The organism is Rhodobacter sp. NTK016B (assembly GCF_017303295.1).
In the GTDB taxonomy this organism is placed as follows: domain Bacteria; phylum Pseudomonadota; class Alphaproteobacteria; order Rhodobacterales; family Rhodobacteraceae; genus Pararhodobacter.
In genome coordinates this window covers 274,897-290,047 of sequence record NZ_JAFKOK010000002.1, presented here as the reverse complement: position 1 = coordinate 290,047, position 15,151 = coordinate 274,897, and the positions used below count along the sequence as shown (strand labels likewise).

Genomic DNA, 15,151 nt, shown 5'->3' with positions numbered 1-15,151 from the left:
TGTATGCGGTGAGACAGTGATGCCTTGGGAGGTCAAAACATGGCGATTATCTACAGAACCTCGGCGCTTGCGCAGCGCCATGCCGAGATCGGCGGCGAGCTGGAAGATTGGAACGGCATGGGCACCGCGTGGTTCTACGACCACAGCGACGAGCGCGCCGAGGCGGATTACCTCGCCGTTCGGACCAAAGCGGGCCTGATGGATGTCTCTGGTCTGAAAAAGGTTCATCTGGTTGGACCGCATGCCGCTGCCGTCATTGACCGCGTCACCACCCGCAATGTCGACAAGATCATGCCGGGCCGCGCGATCTATGCCTCGATGCTCAATGACGAGGGCAAGTTCATCGACGATTGCGTGATCTACCGGCTGTCGGTCAATCACTGGATGGTCGTCCATGGCGCGGGTACGGGCCACGAATCCATGGCCATGGCCGCCTTCGGCAAGAATGTCTCGATGATCTTCGACGACAGCCTGCACGACATGTCGCTTCAGGGGCCGGTGGCCGTCGATTTTCTGGCCAAGCATGTGCCCGGTATCCGCGATCTCGCATATTTCGGCATCATGCAGACCAAGCTGTTCGGCAAGCCGGTGATGATCTCGCGCACCGGCTATACGGGCGAGCGCGGCTACGAGATTTTCTGCGAAGGGCGTCATGCGCTCGAGCTGTGGGACACGATCCTGTCCGAGGGCAAGGATATGGGCATCCGGCCCGTGCAGTTCTCGACCCTCGATCTGCTGCGCACGGAAAGCTACCTGCTGTTCTTCCCCGGCGACAATTCCGAAACCTTCCCCTTCGCGGATGAGCCGGCGGGCGACACGCTGTGGGAGCTGGGCCTCGATTTCACCGTCTCGCCGGGCAAGACCGGTTTCCGCGGGGCCGAGAACCACTACGCCCTCAAGGGCAAGGAGCGGTTCAAGATCTACGGCGTGAAGCTTGAGGGCACGACCCGGGCCGATATCGGCGCCAAGCTGGTCAAGGACGGCAAGGAAGTGGGCCTCGTGACCTTCGGGATGCATTCGAGCCTGAACAACCACAATGTCGGCATCGCCCGGATGCCCGTCGATTGTGCGGTGCCCGGCACCAAGATGGTGGTGGTCAACGCGGACGGGACCGAAATCCCCTGCGTGACCGAAGAGATGCCCTTCTACGACAAGGACAAGGTCATCCGCACCGCCAAGGGCTGACCCCACAACGACAGGCGCTCCCCCTGCGGGTGGCGCCTGTTTCGCAACAGGCAACAGGACAACGGGAGTAACTGCCGCAATGTCGAAATTCCAGTTCCCCAAGAGCATTGCGAGCCGGCCGGTCTATGGCACCCTCGCGCCGCGACCGGGAAAGGCGCATCTGATGATCGCCGATGCCGAAGGGGCCGAGGCGCTGCTCGATCTGGCCGCGCAGGATGTGGGCCTGATGGCCAAGGCGCATATCCTCTATATCCCGCGCACCACCGGTCAGGCCTATACCGACCGGCTGCGCGCGCTTGAACCCGCGCAGTTCTATGTGGGCCCCAGCTTCGATGCTGCGCTGCCGCGCCTGCGCCGGGTGCTGTCGGACGCGCATATGGGCCTGCAAGTCTATCTGGCTGGAACTGAAGGTCTGATGGGCCGCGCCGCGGCAGAGGTCGCGGCGGCGGGTATTCCCCTTGGCGCGGTGCAGACAGAGCATCGCGGCTCGGTCGCGCGGCGGATGCAATGCGTTCATTGCAAGGGCATCACCGAGGACGTGACCACCGATCCCTTCACCTGTTCGCATTGCGGGCTGAACCTGTTCGTGCGCGACCATTATTCGCGCCGCCTTGCCGCCTTTCAGGCCGTCTGCATCGACGCCGAGGATCCCGGTAATGTCCCCGAACCCGTGGAGCTGTACAAATGAGCGCCGCCCCCCAGAAAACCAAGGCCGGCGCCGAGAAGATCGAAGTGATCGTCAGCGCCGTCGTGCCGGTCAACGAACTGGTCACCCGTTTCGAATTCCAGCGCCCCGACGGCGCGCCCTTTCCGCCGTTTTCGGCCGGGGCGCATACCGTGGTCGAGATGAACGATGCGGGCCGCACGCGCCTGAACCCCTATTCGCTGATGTCGGACCCCGCCGATCCCGGCACCTACGCCATCTCGGTCCGCCGCGACGATCAGGGGCGGGGCGGATCGCTGTTCCTGCATCGCAACGTGAAGCCCGGCGACCGGATGACGCTGTCCTATCCGGTCAACCTGTTCCCGGTCGATCTGCGCGGGCGCAAGCATGTGTTTCTTGCCGGTGGGATCGGCATCACGCCCTTCCTTGCGATGATCGCGCAGCTTGAGAAGCTCGGCGCGCGGTGGGAACTGCATTACGCCTGTCGCAACGAGGCACTCGCGTCCTATGCCGATGTTCTGACCGCCCGCCATCCCGGCAAAGTCCGCATCTATTACGACGACCGCAAACAGGCGATTCCGCTGGGCGATCTGCTCGACGGGCAACCGCTGGGCACGCATGTCTATGTCTGTGGCCCCAAGGGCATGATCGAGTGGGTGCACCGCACCGCCACCGACCATGGCTGGCCCGAAGACAACGTGCATTCCGAGGAATTCCTCGCCCCGCAACCCGGCAAGCCCTTCGAGGTGCGGCTGTGCAAATCCGACATGACGATCCGGGTGGGCGAAAATGAAAGCCTGCTGGAAGCCATGGAGCGCTGCGGCGTCGACGCGCCCTTCCTGTGCCGGGGCGGCGCCTGCGGGCAATGCGAAACCGATGTCGTCGAGCATGAAGGCGAATTCATCCACCGCGACCACTGGCTGGAAGACGATCAGCAGGCGAGCGGCACCAAGATCATGCCCTGCGTCAGCCGCTTTGTCGGCCCGACGCTGGTTCTGGACCGATAGGGAGCATCGAATGACCATCCAGTTCAACGACGAGACCTTTCGCGGCGATTATTCTTTCCGTAATTCGCCTTGGGCGATCAAGCGCTTCCCGTTTCCGTTCCACGAAGACAGCTACATGTACTCGGTCAACATGGAGCAGCATCGCGGCGGTCCGGCGGGGTCCGTCTACGAGAAGCGCTTCGATGTAGACGAGCACTACGTGTCCGAGATGCGCGACCGCGCGCTGGTGCTGGCTGAAGATCCCCTGCGCTGCCAGTCGCTGCCACATATGACGCTGGCCGGCTGGGATCTGCTGGAACTCATCATGGTCTCGAAATCCGAGGATTATCCCGACCTGTTCGAGCTGCACCGCGACGGCGACCGCTGGCGCTGGGTGAACAGGCCGATGGGGATCGACGACACCTTCACCTTCATGGACGAAACCACGCTGCCTTACGGCCCGATGGAATACATCACCCGTCAGACGCAGGGCGATTTCGCCGTGCTGGATCAGCGCGATGACAATCTGTGGATGGATGCCGGGATGGTGACGACGCAGGCCGACTGGTCGCTGGATTTCGACATCGGCATGAATTTCTTCGAATGGCACGCGCCGGTGCCGCTGGCGCATGAGATGGGGATCTTCAAGCGCGCGCTGAAATTCCTGATGAACGTGCAGCAGGGCGCGCCGGCGCGGCGGCTGAACTGGACGATGACGGTCAACCCGCTCTTGGATACCAGCCCCGAGAATTACCACAAATGGGGCATCCAGAAGACCGAGCTCACGCCAGAGAATATCGGCGCCAAGCAGCATCTGCGGGTCGAGTTGCAGACCTTCTACCGGCTGCCGCGTTCGAATGCGCTGGTCTTCCCGATTCGCTGCTACCTGATCGCGTTTCAGGATCTGGTCACGGTGCCCAAATGGGGACGTCGCCTCCACCGGGTGGTGCGCGACCTGCCCGAGGAACTGGCGACCTACAAAGGCTTCATCGCCAACCGGCCCATGATGCTGGATTACCTGAGCCAATACGACGACGGGCTGCCCACCTCGCCCGGCGTCTGGCCCGATCTGGACACCGAGCCGCCACTACAGAAGTGACCGGCAGAGATGACGAAAGGCCCCCGCGATCCGGGGGCCTTTTTCGTCATTTCTCGCGCGGATAGCTGATGATCGACAGATAGCGCGCTGGCAGTTGCACCAGCCGTTCGGGCCCGTGCGGCGCGTCTGCATCGAAGAACAGCGTGTCGCCCGGTTCCAGCGGATACATCTCGGCCCCGTGGCGGTAATCAATCTTGCCTTCCAGCATGTAGATCATCTCGATCCCGTCGTGCTGGAAGGTCTTGAACACGTCCGATTCAGAATCGAGCTGGATCAGGTAGGGCTCGACGATCACGCCGCTCGAATTCGAGCCGATATGCCCCAGAAGCTTGTATTGATGCCCCGCCCGGGTGCCGGCCCGCTCGATCTCGACCCCGCGACCGGACTTGGTGTGCACAGCCTGCCTGCGTTCCTCGTATCCCTTGAAGAAGGCGGTCAGCGGCACCGACAGCGCGTTGGCCAGCGTCTGCAAGGTGGTCAGCGAGGGCGAGGTGTTGCCGTTCTCGATCTTCGACAGCATCCCGATCGACAGGTCGGTCAGCTTGGACAGCTCGGCCACGGTGATGTTCTGCTGCTTGCGATAGGCGCGGACTTCGCGACCGATGGCCACCTCGAGGATCTTCTCGCGTTCCTCGCGCACGCTGTGCGGGTCTTGCGTCAGCTTGGACACGGCTTCGGTCCCCACGGCTTTGGTCATTACGATTGTCTCTCTTCCGCGTTCCGGCTCGTGGGCCGGTCATTCCCGTGAGGCTGTGTATGTGCCCCAGTTTTCAGGCGTTGCAAAGCGCGCCGAACCGCGCAGGGCGCGCAACGGCTGACTGAAAGCTCTTCCGCCGGGGCAAATAGTCTTCCTGCGGGGAAGGGCAACATGGGGGGCATGCGGGGTCTAGGCCGCGCCCTTCCGGGGGCGCAGCGACGACGGGGCGGCGCCGAACTGGCTGCGAAAGGCCTCGGTGAAGTTCGCCTGCCGCGCGAAACCCGTCATCAGGGCGATTTCGGACAAGGGCAGGCGCGTCGAGACGATCAGCTCGCGCGCGGTTTCCAGCCGGATGCGGCGATACTCGGCCATCACGGACCGGCCGAGGCTGGCATTGAATTGGCGCTGCAATTGCCGTCCCGACAAACCGGCCAGCGCCGCGATCTGTTCGTGTGACAGCGGGTCGGCGATATGCGATTCCATCAGCTCAAGCGCCGCCGTCACCGCGCGGGGCAGGGCGCCGTAGCGCGACTCGATCGAGGCGGTCTGCGGCGCTTCGGGGCTGCGGATCTCGGTCTGGATGAACCAGTCGGAAATGCGCTGGGCGAAGGCCGTGCCATGCGTGCGGGCGATGATTGCATGCATCATGTCCAGAGGCGCCGCGCCCCCCGCGCAGGTATAGCGGTCGCGGTCGATGACGAAGAGCCGCCGCTCCAGCAGCCATGCGCCGCCCAGCTTCTCGAAATCCTCGTAATGGTGCCAGTGGACGGTGAACCGGCGCTGGTCGAGCAGCCCCGCCTTGGCAAGGATCACCGCCCCGCCGGAAATTCCGCCCAGAGCGATCCCCTGCCTGTCGGCCTGTCTGAGCCACGCAAAGAGCGCGGGGTCGGAGACCCGCGCGGGATCACCGCCCGCTGCCACGAAGATCAGGTCGAAATCGAGCGCGACCTCGCGATAGGCGCGAGTCGGAAAACTGGCCCCGACCGAGGACAAGGCCGCCCCGCCGTTGCGCGACAGCAGCGTCACCTCGAAGGCCGCGCCATCCGAAAACAGGTTCGCCGCGCGCAACGGCTCGAGCGCCGAGGCGGTCGATAAAAGCGCGTGTCCGTCGATCAGCAGAAAGGCGATGCGTTTCATGGCGGGTATCCCGACTGGGCCGAAAATCGGAATAGGATGTCCGAAAATGAAAAGCAATGGATGGGGCGTACCGGGGGCGTTCGGGGCACCGAGCCAGAGGGCAGGCGGCGAAACGGGTGCTGCTACCTATGATTGTGCGCGTCATCACGGGACCAATGGACCAATATTGCTTCCCGTGGCGTGTGACCTGACCGATTGGACGAATCTCTTGCGCATCTTTTCCGCGGCCAAGATCCCCGCCAGGCCCACATAGGCCTTGTTTTTAAGCCTGCATCATGTGCGTGGGGCGCGCATATTTTCATCTTTCCGGTCGCAATGCTCGCTTTCATGGTCCAAATTCATGCGCTACTAAATTCTCTAGAAGAAAAATTTTTGACCTGAGGTGATTTCCTCCGCTCTGATTGTCGTCACTGAGTGAGCCAGCAGAAGAAATTGGTTCAAACCAAAGCGGCTCGGGACAAACGACAACTTCATAACGGGAGACTGACGTGGAACAGGAACTCGCATCCTTGGCGGCATCGATCGCCGAGATACAGGGGAACCTTGCCGCCACCAACGGCACGTTTTCGGAGACATTCTATTACCTGACGATCCCGCTCATGGTTCTGATCCATGCCGGGTTCCTCGCCTACGAAATGGGCGCTTCGCGGTCGAAGAACGCGCTCGCCTCAGGCATCAAGAACATCCTCGCCTTCGCGATGATCGTGCCGTTCTTCTATTTCATCGGCTGGTGGATCTACTGGGCGTTCCCCACCGGGCTGACGCTGTCCGAGGGCGCGATGGGCATCTCGGGGCTGGCCTATGCCAACGACGTCGCCCTGCCGTGGAGCGACTATATGGGCCCCAATCTCGATGACCGCTCGTCGGGCGTCTTCTGGGGGGCCTTCGTGCTCTTTGCCGCGACCACCGCGTCGATCATGTCGGGCGGCGTGATCGAGCGTATCAAGCTGACGGGATTCGTCGTTCTGGCGATCGTGCTGGGCTCGTTCGTGTGGATCCTGGGTGGCGCTTGGGGCTGGCACGCGGATGGCTGGCTGGTCACGCAATTCGGCTACCACGATTTCGGCGCGGCGGGTGTCGTGCACATGATCGCGGGCTTCTTCACGCTGGGCGTGCTGATCAATCTCGGGCCGAGGATCGGCAAGTTCAATGCCGATGGCAGCGCCAACCATATCGCCGGTCACTCGATGCCGATGACGCTGATCGGGCTGATGCTGATCATCGCCGGGTTCTGGGGCTTCCTGATGGGCTGCGTCATCGTTCCGGGCGAGGCCTGGTCGTGGGGCAACGCGATCGAAGCGACGATCTACGGCACGCCGATGACGATCTCGGGCATGACCTTCAACACGCTGATGGGCTTTGCCGGCGGCATCATCGGTGCCTGGATGGTGACCCGCGATCCGTTCTGGATGATGTCGGGCGCGCTGGGCGGGATCATCTCGTGCGCGGCCGGGCTTGACCTGTGGTACCCGCCGATGGCCTTCGTGATCGGCTTCCTCGGTGCCGCGATGATGCCCTTCGTCGCTTCGTTCATCGAGCGCCGCAAGATCGACGACGCGGTCGGCGCCTTCGCGGTGCACGGGTTCCTCGGCATGTGGGGCGTGATCGCCGTCGGCATCGCCGCGCAGGGCTATCCCGCGCTGTTCGGTGAAGACGTGATCCAGATCTCGTTCACCGGCCAGCTGATCGGTGCCGTCGTCATGGGTCTTCTGGGCTTCGTGCCGGGCTATGGCGTGTCGTTCCTGCTGAAGGTCACGGGCCAGCTGCGCGTTCCCGAAGAGGCCGAGATCCGGGGGCTCGATGCGGTCAAGGTTCCCGCGTCGGCCTATCCCGAGGCGCTTCACCCGTCGGTCAGCCCGGCTGAATAATCAACACAGGGAAGGAAAACCCCATGGAAGCTCCGTTCACCTCCACCACCTGGGACGGCATCAGCGGCCCGATCTATGCCGGTTATGGCTCGGTCGAGGGGCTGTGGATCGCCGCCAGCCTTGCCCTTGTCGTCGTCGCCATCGTCTTTGGCTGGCGTCATGAGCAACATGCCTACAAGGCGCTGAAGAAGTAACGCCTGTCGGCGCTCAATCGAGTCGGGCCCGTGGCCCGGCCCTTCCGGCGGCGCCCTCCGGCGCCGTCGGTTTTTTACCCTCGCGCGGCGCATCGGCGTCGCGCCCCTACGATAAAGGCCTGTTTCATGTCATGGATCCTGTTGGCAATCGCCGGTCTGCTGGAAATCGTCTGGGCCACGACGATGAAAGCGTCAAACGGCTTCACCGTGCTGGTGCCCAGCATCGTCACCGTGGTCGGCATCGTCGCCTCGCTCAGCCTGCTGGCCGTTGCGATGAAGGAACTGCCCGCCGGGCCGTCCTATATGGTCTGGACCGGGATCGGCGCGGTCGGCACCTTCATCGCCGGGGTGATCCTGCACGGCGAGGCGCTCAATGCGACCCGCATCGCTGCGGCCGTGCTGATCGTCGCGGGCATGACGCTGATGAAGCTCGATACCTGAGGCAGTGCCACAATGACAAACGCCCCCGCGACCATGGCGGGGGCGTTTGCGCGCAGGGGCGCCGGGCGCGCGGTCAGCCGACGGTCTTGGCGAACAGCTCTTCGGTGCGTTTCTGGGCCATCGCGGCGGCTTCGGGGTGGAAGCTGGCGCGGCGGTCGCAGTTGAAGCCGTGATCAGCGTCTTCATACAGGTGGAATTCGCAATCGGGCCGCGCCGCGCGCACCGCTTCGTAATTCTCGGGCGGAATGCCCTTGTCCAGGGCGCCATAATGCAGCTGCACCGGGCAATGCGGCTTCTTGTCGGCGAAATCCTTGATCTTGCCGCCGTAATAGCACGAGGCGGCGGCAATCCCGTCCATCTCGGCGGCGGCAAGGAAGGCGACCGAGCCGCCCAGACAATAGCCTACGATCCCCACCTTGCCGTATTGCGACAACTCGGCGCGCGCGGCCTCGGTGTCCAGCATCACCGCGTCCCAGTCCAGCTTGGGGATAAAGGCGCGGGCCATGGCGATATCGTCGGGCTCATAGCCGCATTCGAAATCACGCTCGATCCGGTCGAACAGCGCGGGCGCAAGCGCCGCGTAACCCGCCGCGGCGAAGCGGTCGCACATGTCGCGGATATGGACGTTCACGCCGAAGATTTCCTGAATGACGACGATGCCGCCGCGCGGCGTTCCCTGCGGCAGGGCCAGATAGCCGCCCAGTTGGTGCCCGTCTTTGGCGGTAAGGGTGATGGCGGTCATGATGTCTCCGATCTTTGGGCCCGTTGTGGGCGATGAGGGGTCAGCGCAGCAGGCCGCGCAGGTTTTGTTGCATGTCGAGAAGCGCGGGCAGGAACCGTTCCGCCAGCGTGGCGGCAGGGTGGGTCGAAGCCGCAAGGCCCACGTTCAGCGCGGCTTTCACGCGCCCGTGGCTGTCAAAGAGTGGCACGGCAAGCGAGCGCAGGCCGCGCTCGACCTCTTCGTCGATCAGCGCGAAGCCCTGTGCACGGACCTGCACGAGTTCTTCGAGGATCCGCGAAGGATCGGTCCGCGTGTGCGGCGTCCGCGCGGGCAGGGGGGCCGCGCCGATGATCCCCGCGGCTTCATCCTCAGGCAGCGCGGCCAGCAGCACGCGGCCCATACTGGTGCAATAGGCGGGTAGCCGCGAGCCGGGCATCAGCGCGATGGACATCACCTTTTGCTGTGCGGCACGGGCGACATAGACGATCTCGTCCCCGTCGAGGATCGAAACCGAGGTGCTTTCGCCAATCCGGTCCGACAGCGTGTCCAGCATCGGCTGCACGATCTGCGGCAGGGGCATGGTGGCAAGGCAGGCAGTGCCCAGCCTCAGCACGCGCGGCTTCAGGGTGAAGAACTTGCCGTCGTAATCGGCATAGCCTTCATGCGCCAGCGTCAGCAGGCAGCGCCGCGTGGTCGCGCGGTCCAGCCCACAGGCCGCCGCCGCCTCGCTGATCGACTGGCGGGGCCGCTCGGCGGTGAAGGTTTCGATGACCCGCAGCCCCTTGGCAAGGCCGCCCATCAGGTCCCGTTCGATGCCCATGAAACGCCTGTGATCCCCGTGCAAGATATCCGCGCCCTTCGACGACCGGGACGATAGCGCAGCAATCGGGCGGGCAAAACCCTTGCTGCGCGAGCGACCCCCATGAGGCCCGCGCGCCCTTGGCGGTCCGCAGGATCCAGCAGGCCGAATCGCCGCGCCGGGGCGCTGTCGTGAGCGGATCAGGTTCTGCAATCTTAGGTATTGTAGCTGATAACAAAAGGTTTTTTGGGTCTTCCGTCACAGAAACATACCTGTATAACTTACTGTATACAGGACTGTATGAGGGCATAATGGACACGACTCACAACCAGCTCAGTGGCGCGGAAGCCGTGGTGCGCATGCTTGAAGCGCACGGGGTGACGCATGTCTTCGGGCTGTGCGGTGATACCTCGCTGCCGCTTTACGATGCGCTTGCGCGGCTTGACCACGGGATTACCCATGTGCTGACCCGCGACGAACGCAGCGCGGCCTATATGGCGGATGGGTATGCCCGGGTGACCGGCAAGGTCGGCGTGTGTGAAGGGCCCTCGGGCGGTGGGGCGACCTATATCCTGCCGGGACTGGTGGAAAGCAACGAAAGCTCGGTGCCGGTGCTGGCGATCACCACCGATGTCCCGGTCAGCGCGCGGGGCCATTTTCCGCTGACCGAGCTGGATCAGACCACGCTCTATCGTCCGCTGACCAAGTGGAACAAGGTGATCGACACGGTGGGCGAGATCCCGCAGACGATGCGCACCGCCTTCCGCGCGATGACGACGGGCAAGCCCGGCACGGCGCATATCGGTCTGCCCTATGACGTGCAGAAACAGCCTGCACCGGATGCCAAGATCTGGGCCCAGCCCGAGCATGGCCGCTATCCCGCCTGGCGCCCCGGAGCGAACCCCGCCGAGATCGAGCGCGCGGCGCAGGCGATCCTGTCGGCGAAGCTGCCGGTCTTCGTGTGCGGCGGCGGCGTGGTGATTTCGGGCGCCGAGGGCGCGCTGGCCGTGCTGGCCGAAAGCCTGAATGCCCCGGTCTGCACCACGATCAGCGGGCAGGGCTCGCTGTCGGACGACCATCCGCTTATGGTCGGCGTGGTCGGGGCGAATGGCGGCGTCGTGCAGACGCGCGAGGTGCTGTCGAAGGCCGATCTGGTCGTCTTCATCGGGTGCCGCGCGGGCTCGACCTCGACCGAGCATCGCACCGTGCCCGGCCCGGACGTGCCGGTCGTGCATATCGATATCGACCCGATGGTCATTTCCTGCAACTACCAGACCGACGTCGCCATCGTCGCCGATGCCCGGCTGGCGCTTGAAGCTCTGGGCGAGGCCGTTGCCGCGTCGCTCGGTAGTCGTGTCGCGGGTGCCGGCGACGGCGCAGCGCTGGCCGGACAGGCGCGCGACGGCAAGCGGGCGGCCTTTGCCGCGCTCGCCGCATCGCGTGAGACGCCGGTGAAGCCCGAAGCGGTGATCGACGCGCTCAACACGCTGCTGCCCGAAGACGCCATCGTGGTTGCTGATCCCGGCACGCCGTGTCCCTATGTCTCGGCCCATTACCGCCAGAAGCGGGCGGGCCGTCAGGTCATCACCAACCGCGCGCAGGGTGCGCTGGGCTATTCGATGTCTGCGGCCGTCGGTGCGTGGTTCGGGCGGCCCGACGCGACCGTCCTGTCGCTGATGGGCGATGGCAGTTTCGGCTTCACGGTCGGCGAGCTGGAAACCATCCGCCGCTTCAACGTGCCGCTGAAGATGATCGTGTTCTCGAATTCGGTATTCGGCTGGATCAAGGCCAGCCAGAAGGCGGGCTACGAAGAGCGCTATTTCTCGGTCGATTTCAACCGCACCGATCACGCCGCCGTCGCCCGCGCGTTCGGGGTCGAGGCCTGGACGGTCGATGACCCCGCCAAGGTCGAAGAAACCATCCGCGCCGCGCTGGCGCATGACGGCCCGGCGCTAGTCGATGTGATTTGCCAGCCGCTGCAGGATACCGCCGCCCCGGTGAGCCAGTGGATGGGCTGACAGACGACCCGCCCCGGCGCGCGTAGCAAGCCGCGCGCCGGGGCGGAGGTACCCGGACACAGAATCCGGGGCCCGAACAAGCTGGCCGGGACCAACCCCGGCCCGATCCAACCCTTGGGCCTCGCCCCCGATCAAGGCCCCCGATCAAGGAGTGACAGGGATGTCCCAATCCAAGTTTCAGATGAACCGCCGGCATTTCCTTGCCGGAACCGCCGGGCTGGGCCTGGCCAGCACCCTGCCGGGCCTTGCCCGCGCGCAGCAGAACGTCTCGGTCACCCAGTTCATCTGGACCGGCGCGCAGGAACCCGTCCCGCGCCGGATCGCCGAGGAATACGTCGCCGCCAATCCGCATGTGTCGATCGACATGATCGCCGGGACCAATGGCGCGACCTTCCCGCAGCTTCAGGCCAGCCGCGATATCGACCCCGAGGACCCGTTGCTGAATCTGGGCTTCTTCAACATGGACGCCACCGAGCGCGGCAAGCTGGTCGATATGTGGCTGCCGATTACGCCCGACAACGTGCCCGCCATGGCGAATATCCTGCCCGATTACCGTCAGGAAAACGACCTTGGCGCGTTCTTCTGCATGGATGTCTGCGGGCTAGTCTACAACACCGATTACTTCGACGAGGCCCCCGACAGCTGGGAGATCCTGTTCGATCCGGCTTTGCGCGGCAAGGTGGCGATGTTCGACGGTTTCTGGCCGGGCAACGGGCTGGTTTCGACCGCGCTGATCAATGGCGGTTCGGAAGACGATATCGAACCGGCGATGGCGATCTATGAACAGGCCGCGCGCGATGGTCAGATCCATTCGCTCTTCACCTCGAACAGTCAGGCGCAGCAACTTCTGGTCTCGGGCGAGGTCGTGGTGATGCCGCATTTCCGCGGTGTCGCGCTGCCGTGGCGCAATGGCGGCGCGCCCGTCAATTACGCGGTGCCGAAAGAGGGGCAGGTCGCCTTCCCCGAGGGCTTCCAGATCGTCAACGGCTCGACCGAGGCGCAGCTCGATGTCTGCTACGATCTCGTCAGCAAATCGCTCGAGCCTGAGAACGTGCTGGATTACTGCCAGACCGCCTATGTCGTGCCACTGATGGACAATGTCGATCTGCCCGAGGACATGGCCGCCGACCCGGCGATCTCGCCCGAGGCCATCACCAATGCGCAGAAGCTGGATTACGCAAAGATCGCCGCCAATGGCCCGGAATGGTCCCGGATGTGGAACCGCCGCGTGAAGGCGAATCTCTGATCTGAGTGCAACAGAAACGCGGTCCGGGCTGGTTTTCACTCTCTCCTTGTACCAGATCCGGGCCGCGTGTCCCGTCTTCGTGGCGCGCTGATCCGGCGCCGCCACGAGGGCGGGCCCCAAACACGGGATGGCTCATGGCCGATATCGTTCTTACCGCCGTCGACAAGGTTTTCGGATCCGACCGCGTCGTCAGCAATGTCGATCTCAATGTCGAGAACGGCGAGTTCTTTTCGCTTCTCGGCCCGTCGGGTTGCGGCAAGACCACCACTTTGCGGATGATCGCGGGGCTTGAGACGCCGACATCGGGCGACGTGATGATCCGGGGCCAGCGCATGAACGACGTGCCGATCAACAAGCGGCCGACGAACCTCGTGTTTCAGAAAATGGCGCTGTTTCCGCATCTCGACGTGTTTGAAAACGTGGCCTTCGGTCTGCGCCTGAAGCGGCTGCCGGGGGCCGAGATCAAGCGCAAGGTGGGCGATATCCTCGATGTCGTCAGCCTGACGGGGTTCGAGAAACGCGCGGTGTCGCAGCTATCGGGCGGCCAGCAGCAGCGGGTGGCGATTGCTCGCGCGCTGGTCAACGAGCCCGCCGTGCTGCTGCTGGACGAACCGCTCGGCGCCCTGGACCTGAAGCTGCAGCTTCACCTGCAGCGCGAGCTGCGGCGCATTCAGAAGGCGACCGGCACGACCTTCATCTACGTCACCCACAATCAGGCCGAGGCATTGTCGATGTCCGACCGGCTGGCGGTGATGAATGGCGGCAAGATCGAGCAGATCGGCACGCCCGCCGAGATGTATCTCAAACCCGCGACCAGCTTCGTGGCCTCGTTCATCGGGCGCACCAACCTGATCGAAACGCGCGTCGACAGCATCGACGGCCCGAGCGCCGCGCTGGCCGTGGACGGCCAGACGCTGTCGATCCCGGTGGACGGTTTGAAAACCGGCGACACGGCCCTGCTGTCGCTGCGCCCCGAACGGATCGAGATCCGCGCACCCGGCGCCGAGGGGATCGACGCCACCGTGACCGAGGCCGAGTTCATGGGGTCGACGGTGCTCTACCGCATGAAGACCGCCACCGACCGCACGCTGATGGTGCAGGCTCTGGCCGACCGCGCGCCGCTGGGGCAGGGCGACAGCGCTCGCATCGGCTGGGCGCCCGATGCTGCCGTGCAGATCCGTCAGACCTCGGTCGCGGAGGACATGGAATGAGCGGTGTTGCCGCCTCGTCCCTCGTGGCGCCCGGCCGCACCCTGCCGCGCTGGGTGCGTCTCGCGCTGCTGATCGGGCCGGGTTTCTTTCTGATCGTGCTGCCCTTTTTCGGCGCGATGGTGATGCTGGGCACCTATTCGCTGAACCTGCGCGACGCCAACGGGATGGGCATGGGCCTGTCGCTGTGGATGGATTTCGCATCCGATGGCTTCAACTGGTCGGTGCTGTGGAACAGCGTCCGCATCGCCGCGATCTCGACCCTCATCGCCGTGGCGCTCGCCTATCCGGTCGCCGCCGCGCTGATGCGGGTGAAAAGCCGCGCCTTTCTGGCTTTCGGCTATGTGGCGCTGTTCTCGCCGCTCTTGATGAGCATGGTGAGCCGCGCCTATGGCTGGCTGCTGTTGCTGTCTGATAACGGTTTCGTCAATCAGACGCTCGGCATGCTGTTCGGCATCGACCCGATCCGGCTGGTTTTCAACGAGACCGGCGTGATCATCGCCATCGTCCATGTCGTGCTGCCCTATGCGGTGCTGCCGATCCTCAACAACATGACGCAGGTGCCGTCCGTTTATCGCGAGGCCGCGCTGGATCTGGGCGCGTCGGGCTGGACGGTGTTTCGCCGCGTGACCCTGCCGCTCACGCTGCCCGGTGTCATCGTCGCCGCCGAGATCATCTTCGCGCTGTCCGCGTCGGCCTTTGTCACGCCCAGCCTGCTGGGCGGCGGGCGCGTGCTGACGCTGTCGCAGCTCGTCTACGAGAATATCGGCATGATCGAATGGGGCATGGCCGCCGTTCAGGCCATCGTGCTGCTGGTCACGGCTTTGGCGGTGCTGTTCGTGCTCGAACGCGTCAACCGGGCCACCCATGCCGCGAGGGAGAGCTGAG

General features: G+C 64.3%; 15 protein-coding genes. 11 read left to right on the top strand and 4 right to left on the bottom strand.

The window, feature by feature from the left end:
* Positions 1-39: 39 nt before the first annotated feature.
* The 4 genes from JI664_RS03780 to JI664_RS03765 all read left to right on the top strand — a co-directional run bounded on the left by JI664_RS03780 (position 40) and on the right by JI664_RS03765 (position 3,934).
* Positions 40-1,185 (top strand): aminomethyltransferase family protein, encoded by a 1,146-nt coding sequence (locus JI664_RS03780; RefSeq protein ID WP_207012382.1) that lies wholly within the window; start codon positions 40-42, stop codon positions 1,183-1,185.
* 79 nt (positions 1,186-1,264) lie between these two features.
* Positions 1,265-1,873 (top strand): dimethylamine monooxygenase subunit DmmA, encoded by a 609-nt coding sequence (gene dmmA, locus JI664_RS03775; RefSeq protein ID WP_207012381.1) that lies wholly within the window; start codon positions 1,265-1,267, stop codon positions 1,871-1,873.
* A complete protein-coding gene (locus JI664_RS03770) occupies positions 1,870-2,856 on the top strand; it encodes a PDR/VanB family oxidoreductase (RefSeq protein WP_207012380.1) in 987 nt (328 codons plus the stop codon). Before dmmA ends, JI664_RS03770 begins: the two co-directional genes overlap by 4 nt.
* Before the next feature lie 10 nt (positions 2,857-2,866).
* Complete coding sequence (locus JI664_RS03765) at positions 2,867-3,934, top strand: heme-dependent oxidative N-demethylase family protein (protein WP_207012379.1); 1,068 nt, start codon at positions 2,867-2,869, stop codon at positions 3,932-3,934.
* A gap of 46 nt (positions 3,935-3,980) precedes the next feature.
* Here JI664_RS03765 and JI664_RS03760 read toward each other — a convergent pair whose 3' ends face one another.
* A complete protein-coding gene (locus JI664_RS03760) occupies positions 3,981-4,631 on the bottom strand; it encodes a helix-turn-helix domain-containing protein (RefSeq protein WP_207012378.1) in 651 nt (216 codons plus the stop codon).
* Positions 4,632-4,820: 189 nt separating this feature from the next.
* The gene (locus JI664_RS03755; RefSeq protein ID WP_207012377.1) at positions 4,821-5,768 is read right to left on the bottom strand and encodes a GlxA family transcriptional regulator; all 948 of its coding nucleotides are present in this window, start codon (positions 5,766-5,768) and stop codon (positions 4,821-4,823) included.
* Between the two features lie 488 nt (positions 5,769-6,256).
* Between JI664_RS03755 and JI664_RS03750 the strand changes: the two genes are divergently transcribed.
* From JI664_RS03750 to JI664_RS03740, 3 genes are all read left to right on the top strand, one after another.
* On the top strand, positions 6,257-7,636 hold the full coding sequence (locus tag JI664_RS03750) for an ammonium transporter (RefSeq protein WP_207012376.1): 1,380 nt from the start codon (positions 6,257-6,259) through the stop codon (positions 7,634-7,636).
* A gap of 23 nt (positions 7,637-7,659) precedes the next feature.
* Positions 7,660-7,830 carry a hypothetical protein gene (locus JI664_RS03745; protein WP_207012375.1) on the top strand — a complete coding sequence of 57 codons (171 nt, stop codon included), beginning with the start codon at positions 7,660-7,662 and terminating at the stop codon, positions 7,828-7,830.
* A gap of 126 nt (positions 7,831-7,956) precedes the next feature.
* Positions 7,957-8,271, top strand: coding sequence for a DMT family transporter (locus JI664_RS03740; protein ID WP_109532859.1), 315 nt, complete (start codon positions 7,957-7,959; stop codon positions 8,269-8,271).
* A gap of 73 nt (positions 8,272-8,344) precedes the next feature.
* Here the strand turns inward: JI664_RS03740 and JI664_RS03735 are convergent, their stop codons facing one another.
* Positions 8,345-9,013, bottom strand: coding sequence for a dienelactone hydrolase family protein (locus tag JI664_RS03735; RefSeq protein ID WP_207012374.1), 669 nt, complete (start codon positions 9,011-9,013; stop codon positions 8,345-8,347).
* A gap of 40 nt (positions 9,014-9,053) precedes the next feature.
* Positions 9,054-9,812: an IclR family transcriptional regulator domain-containing protein gene (locus JI664_RS03730; RefSeq protein ID WP_207012373.1), complete on the bottom strand. Its 759-nt coding sequence runs from the start codon at positions 9,810-9,812 to the stop codon at positions 9,054-9,056.
* A 290-nt stretch (positions 9,813-10,102) separates the two neighbouring features.
* Between JI664_RS03730 and JI664_RS03725 the strand changes: the two genes are divergently transcribed.
* From JI664_RS03725 to JI664_RS03710, 4 genes are all read left to right on the top strand, one after another.
* On the top strand, positions 10,103-11,809 hold the full coding sequence (locus tag JI664_RS03725) for a thiamine pyrophosphate-binding protein (protein ID WP_207012372.1): 1,707 nt from the start codon (positions 10,103-10,105) through the stop codon (positions 11,807-11,809).
* Positions 11,810-11,969: 160 nt separating this feature from the next.
* Positions 11,970-13,055 (top strand): ABC transporter substrate-binding protein, encoded by a 1,086-nt coding sequence (locus JI664_RS03720; RefSeq protein ID WP_207012371.1) that lies wholly within the window; start codon positions 11,970-11,972, stop codon positions 13,053-13,055.
* A 134-nt stretch (positions 13,056-13,189) separates the two neighbouring features.
* On the top strand, positions 13,190-14,266 hold the full coding sequence (locus JI664_RS03715) for an ABC transporter ATP-binding protein (RefSeq protein ID WP_207012370.1): 1,077 nt from the start codon (positions 13,190-13,192) through the stop codon (positions 14,264-14,266).
* Positions 14,263-15,150 (top strand): ABC transporter permease, encoded by an 888-nt coding sequence (locus JI664_RS03710; RefSeq protein ID WP_207012369.1) that lies wholly within the window; start codon positions 14,263-14,265, stop codon positions 15,148-15,150. Before JI664_RS03715 ends, JI664_RS03710 begins: the two co-directional genes overlap by 4 nt.
* Position 15,151 lies beyond the last annotated feature (1 nt).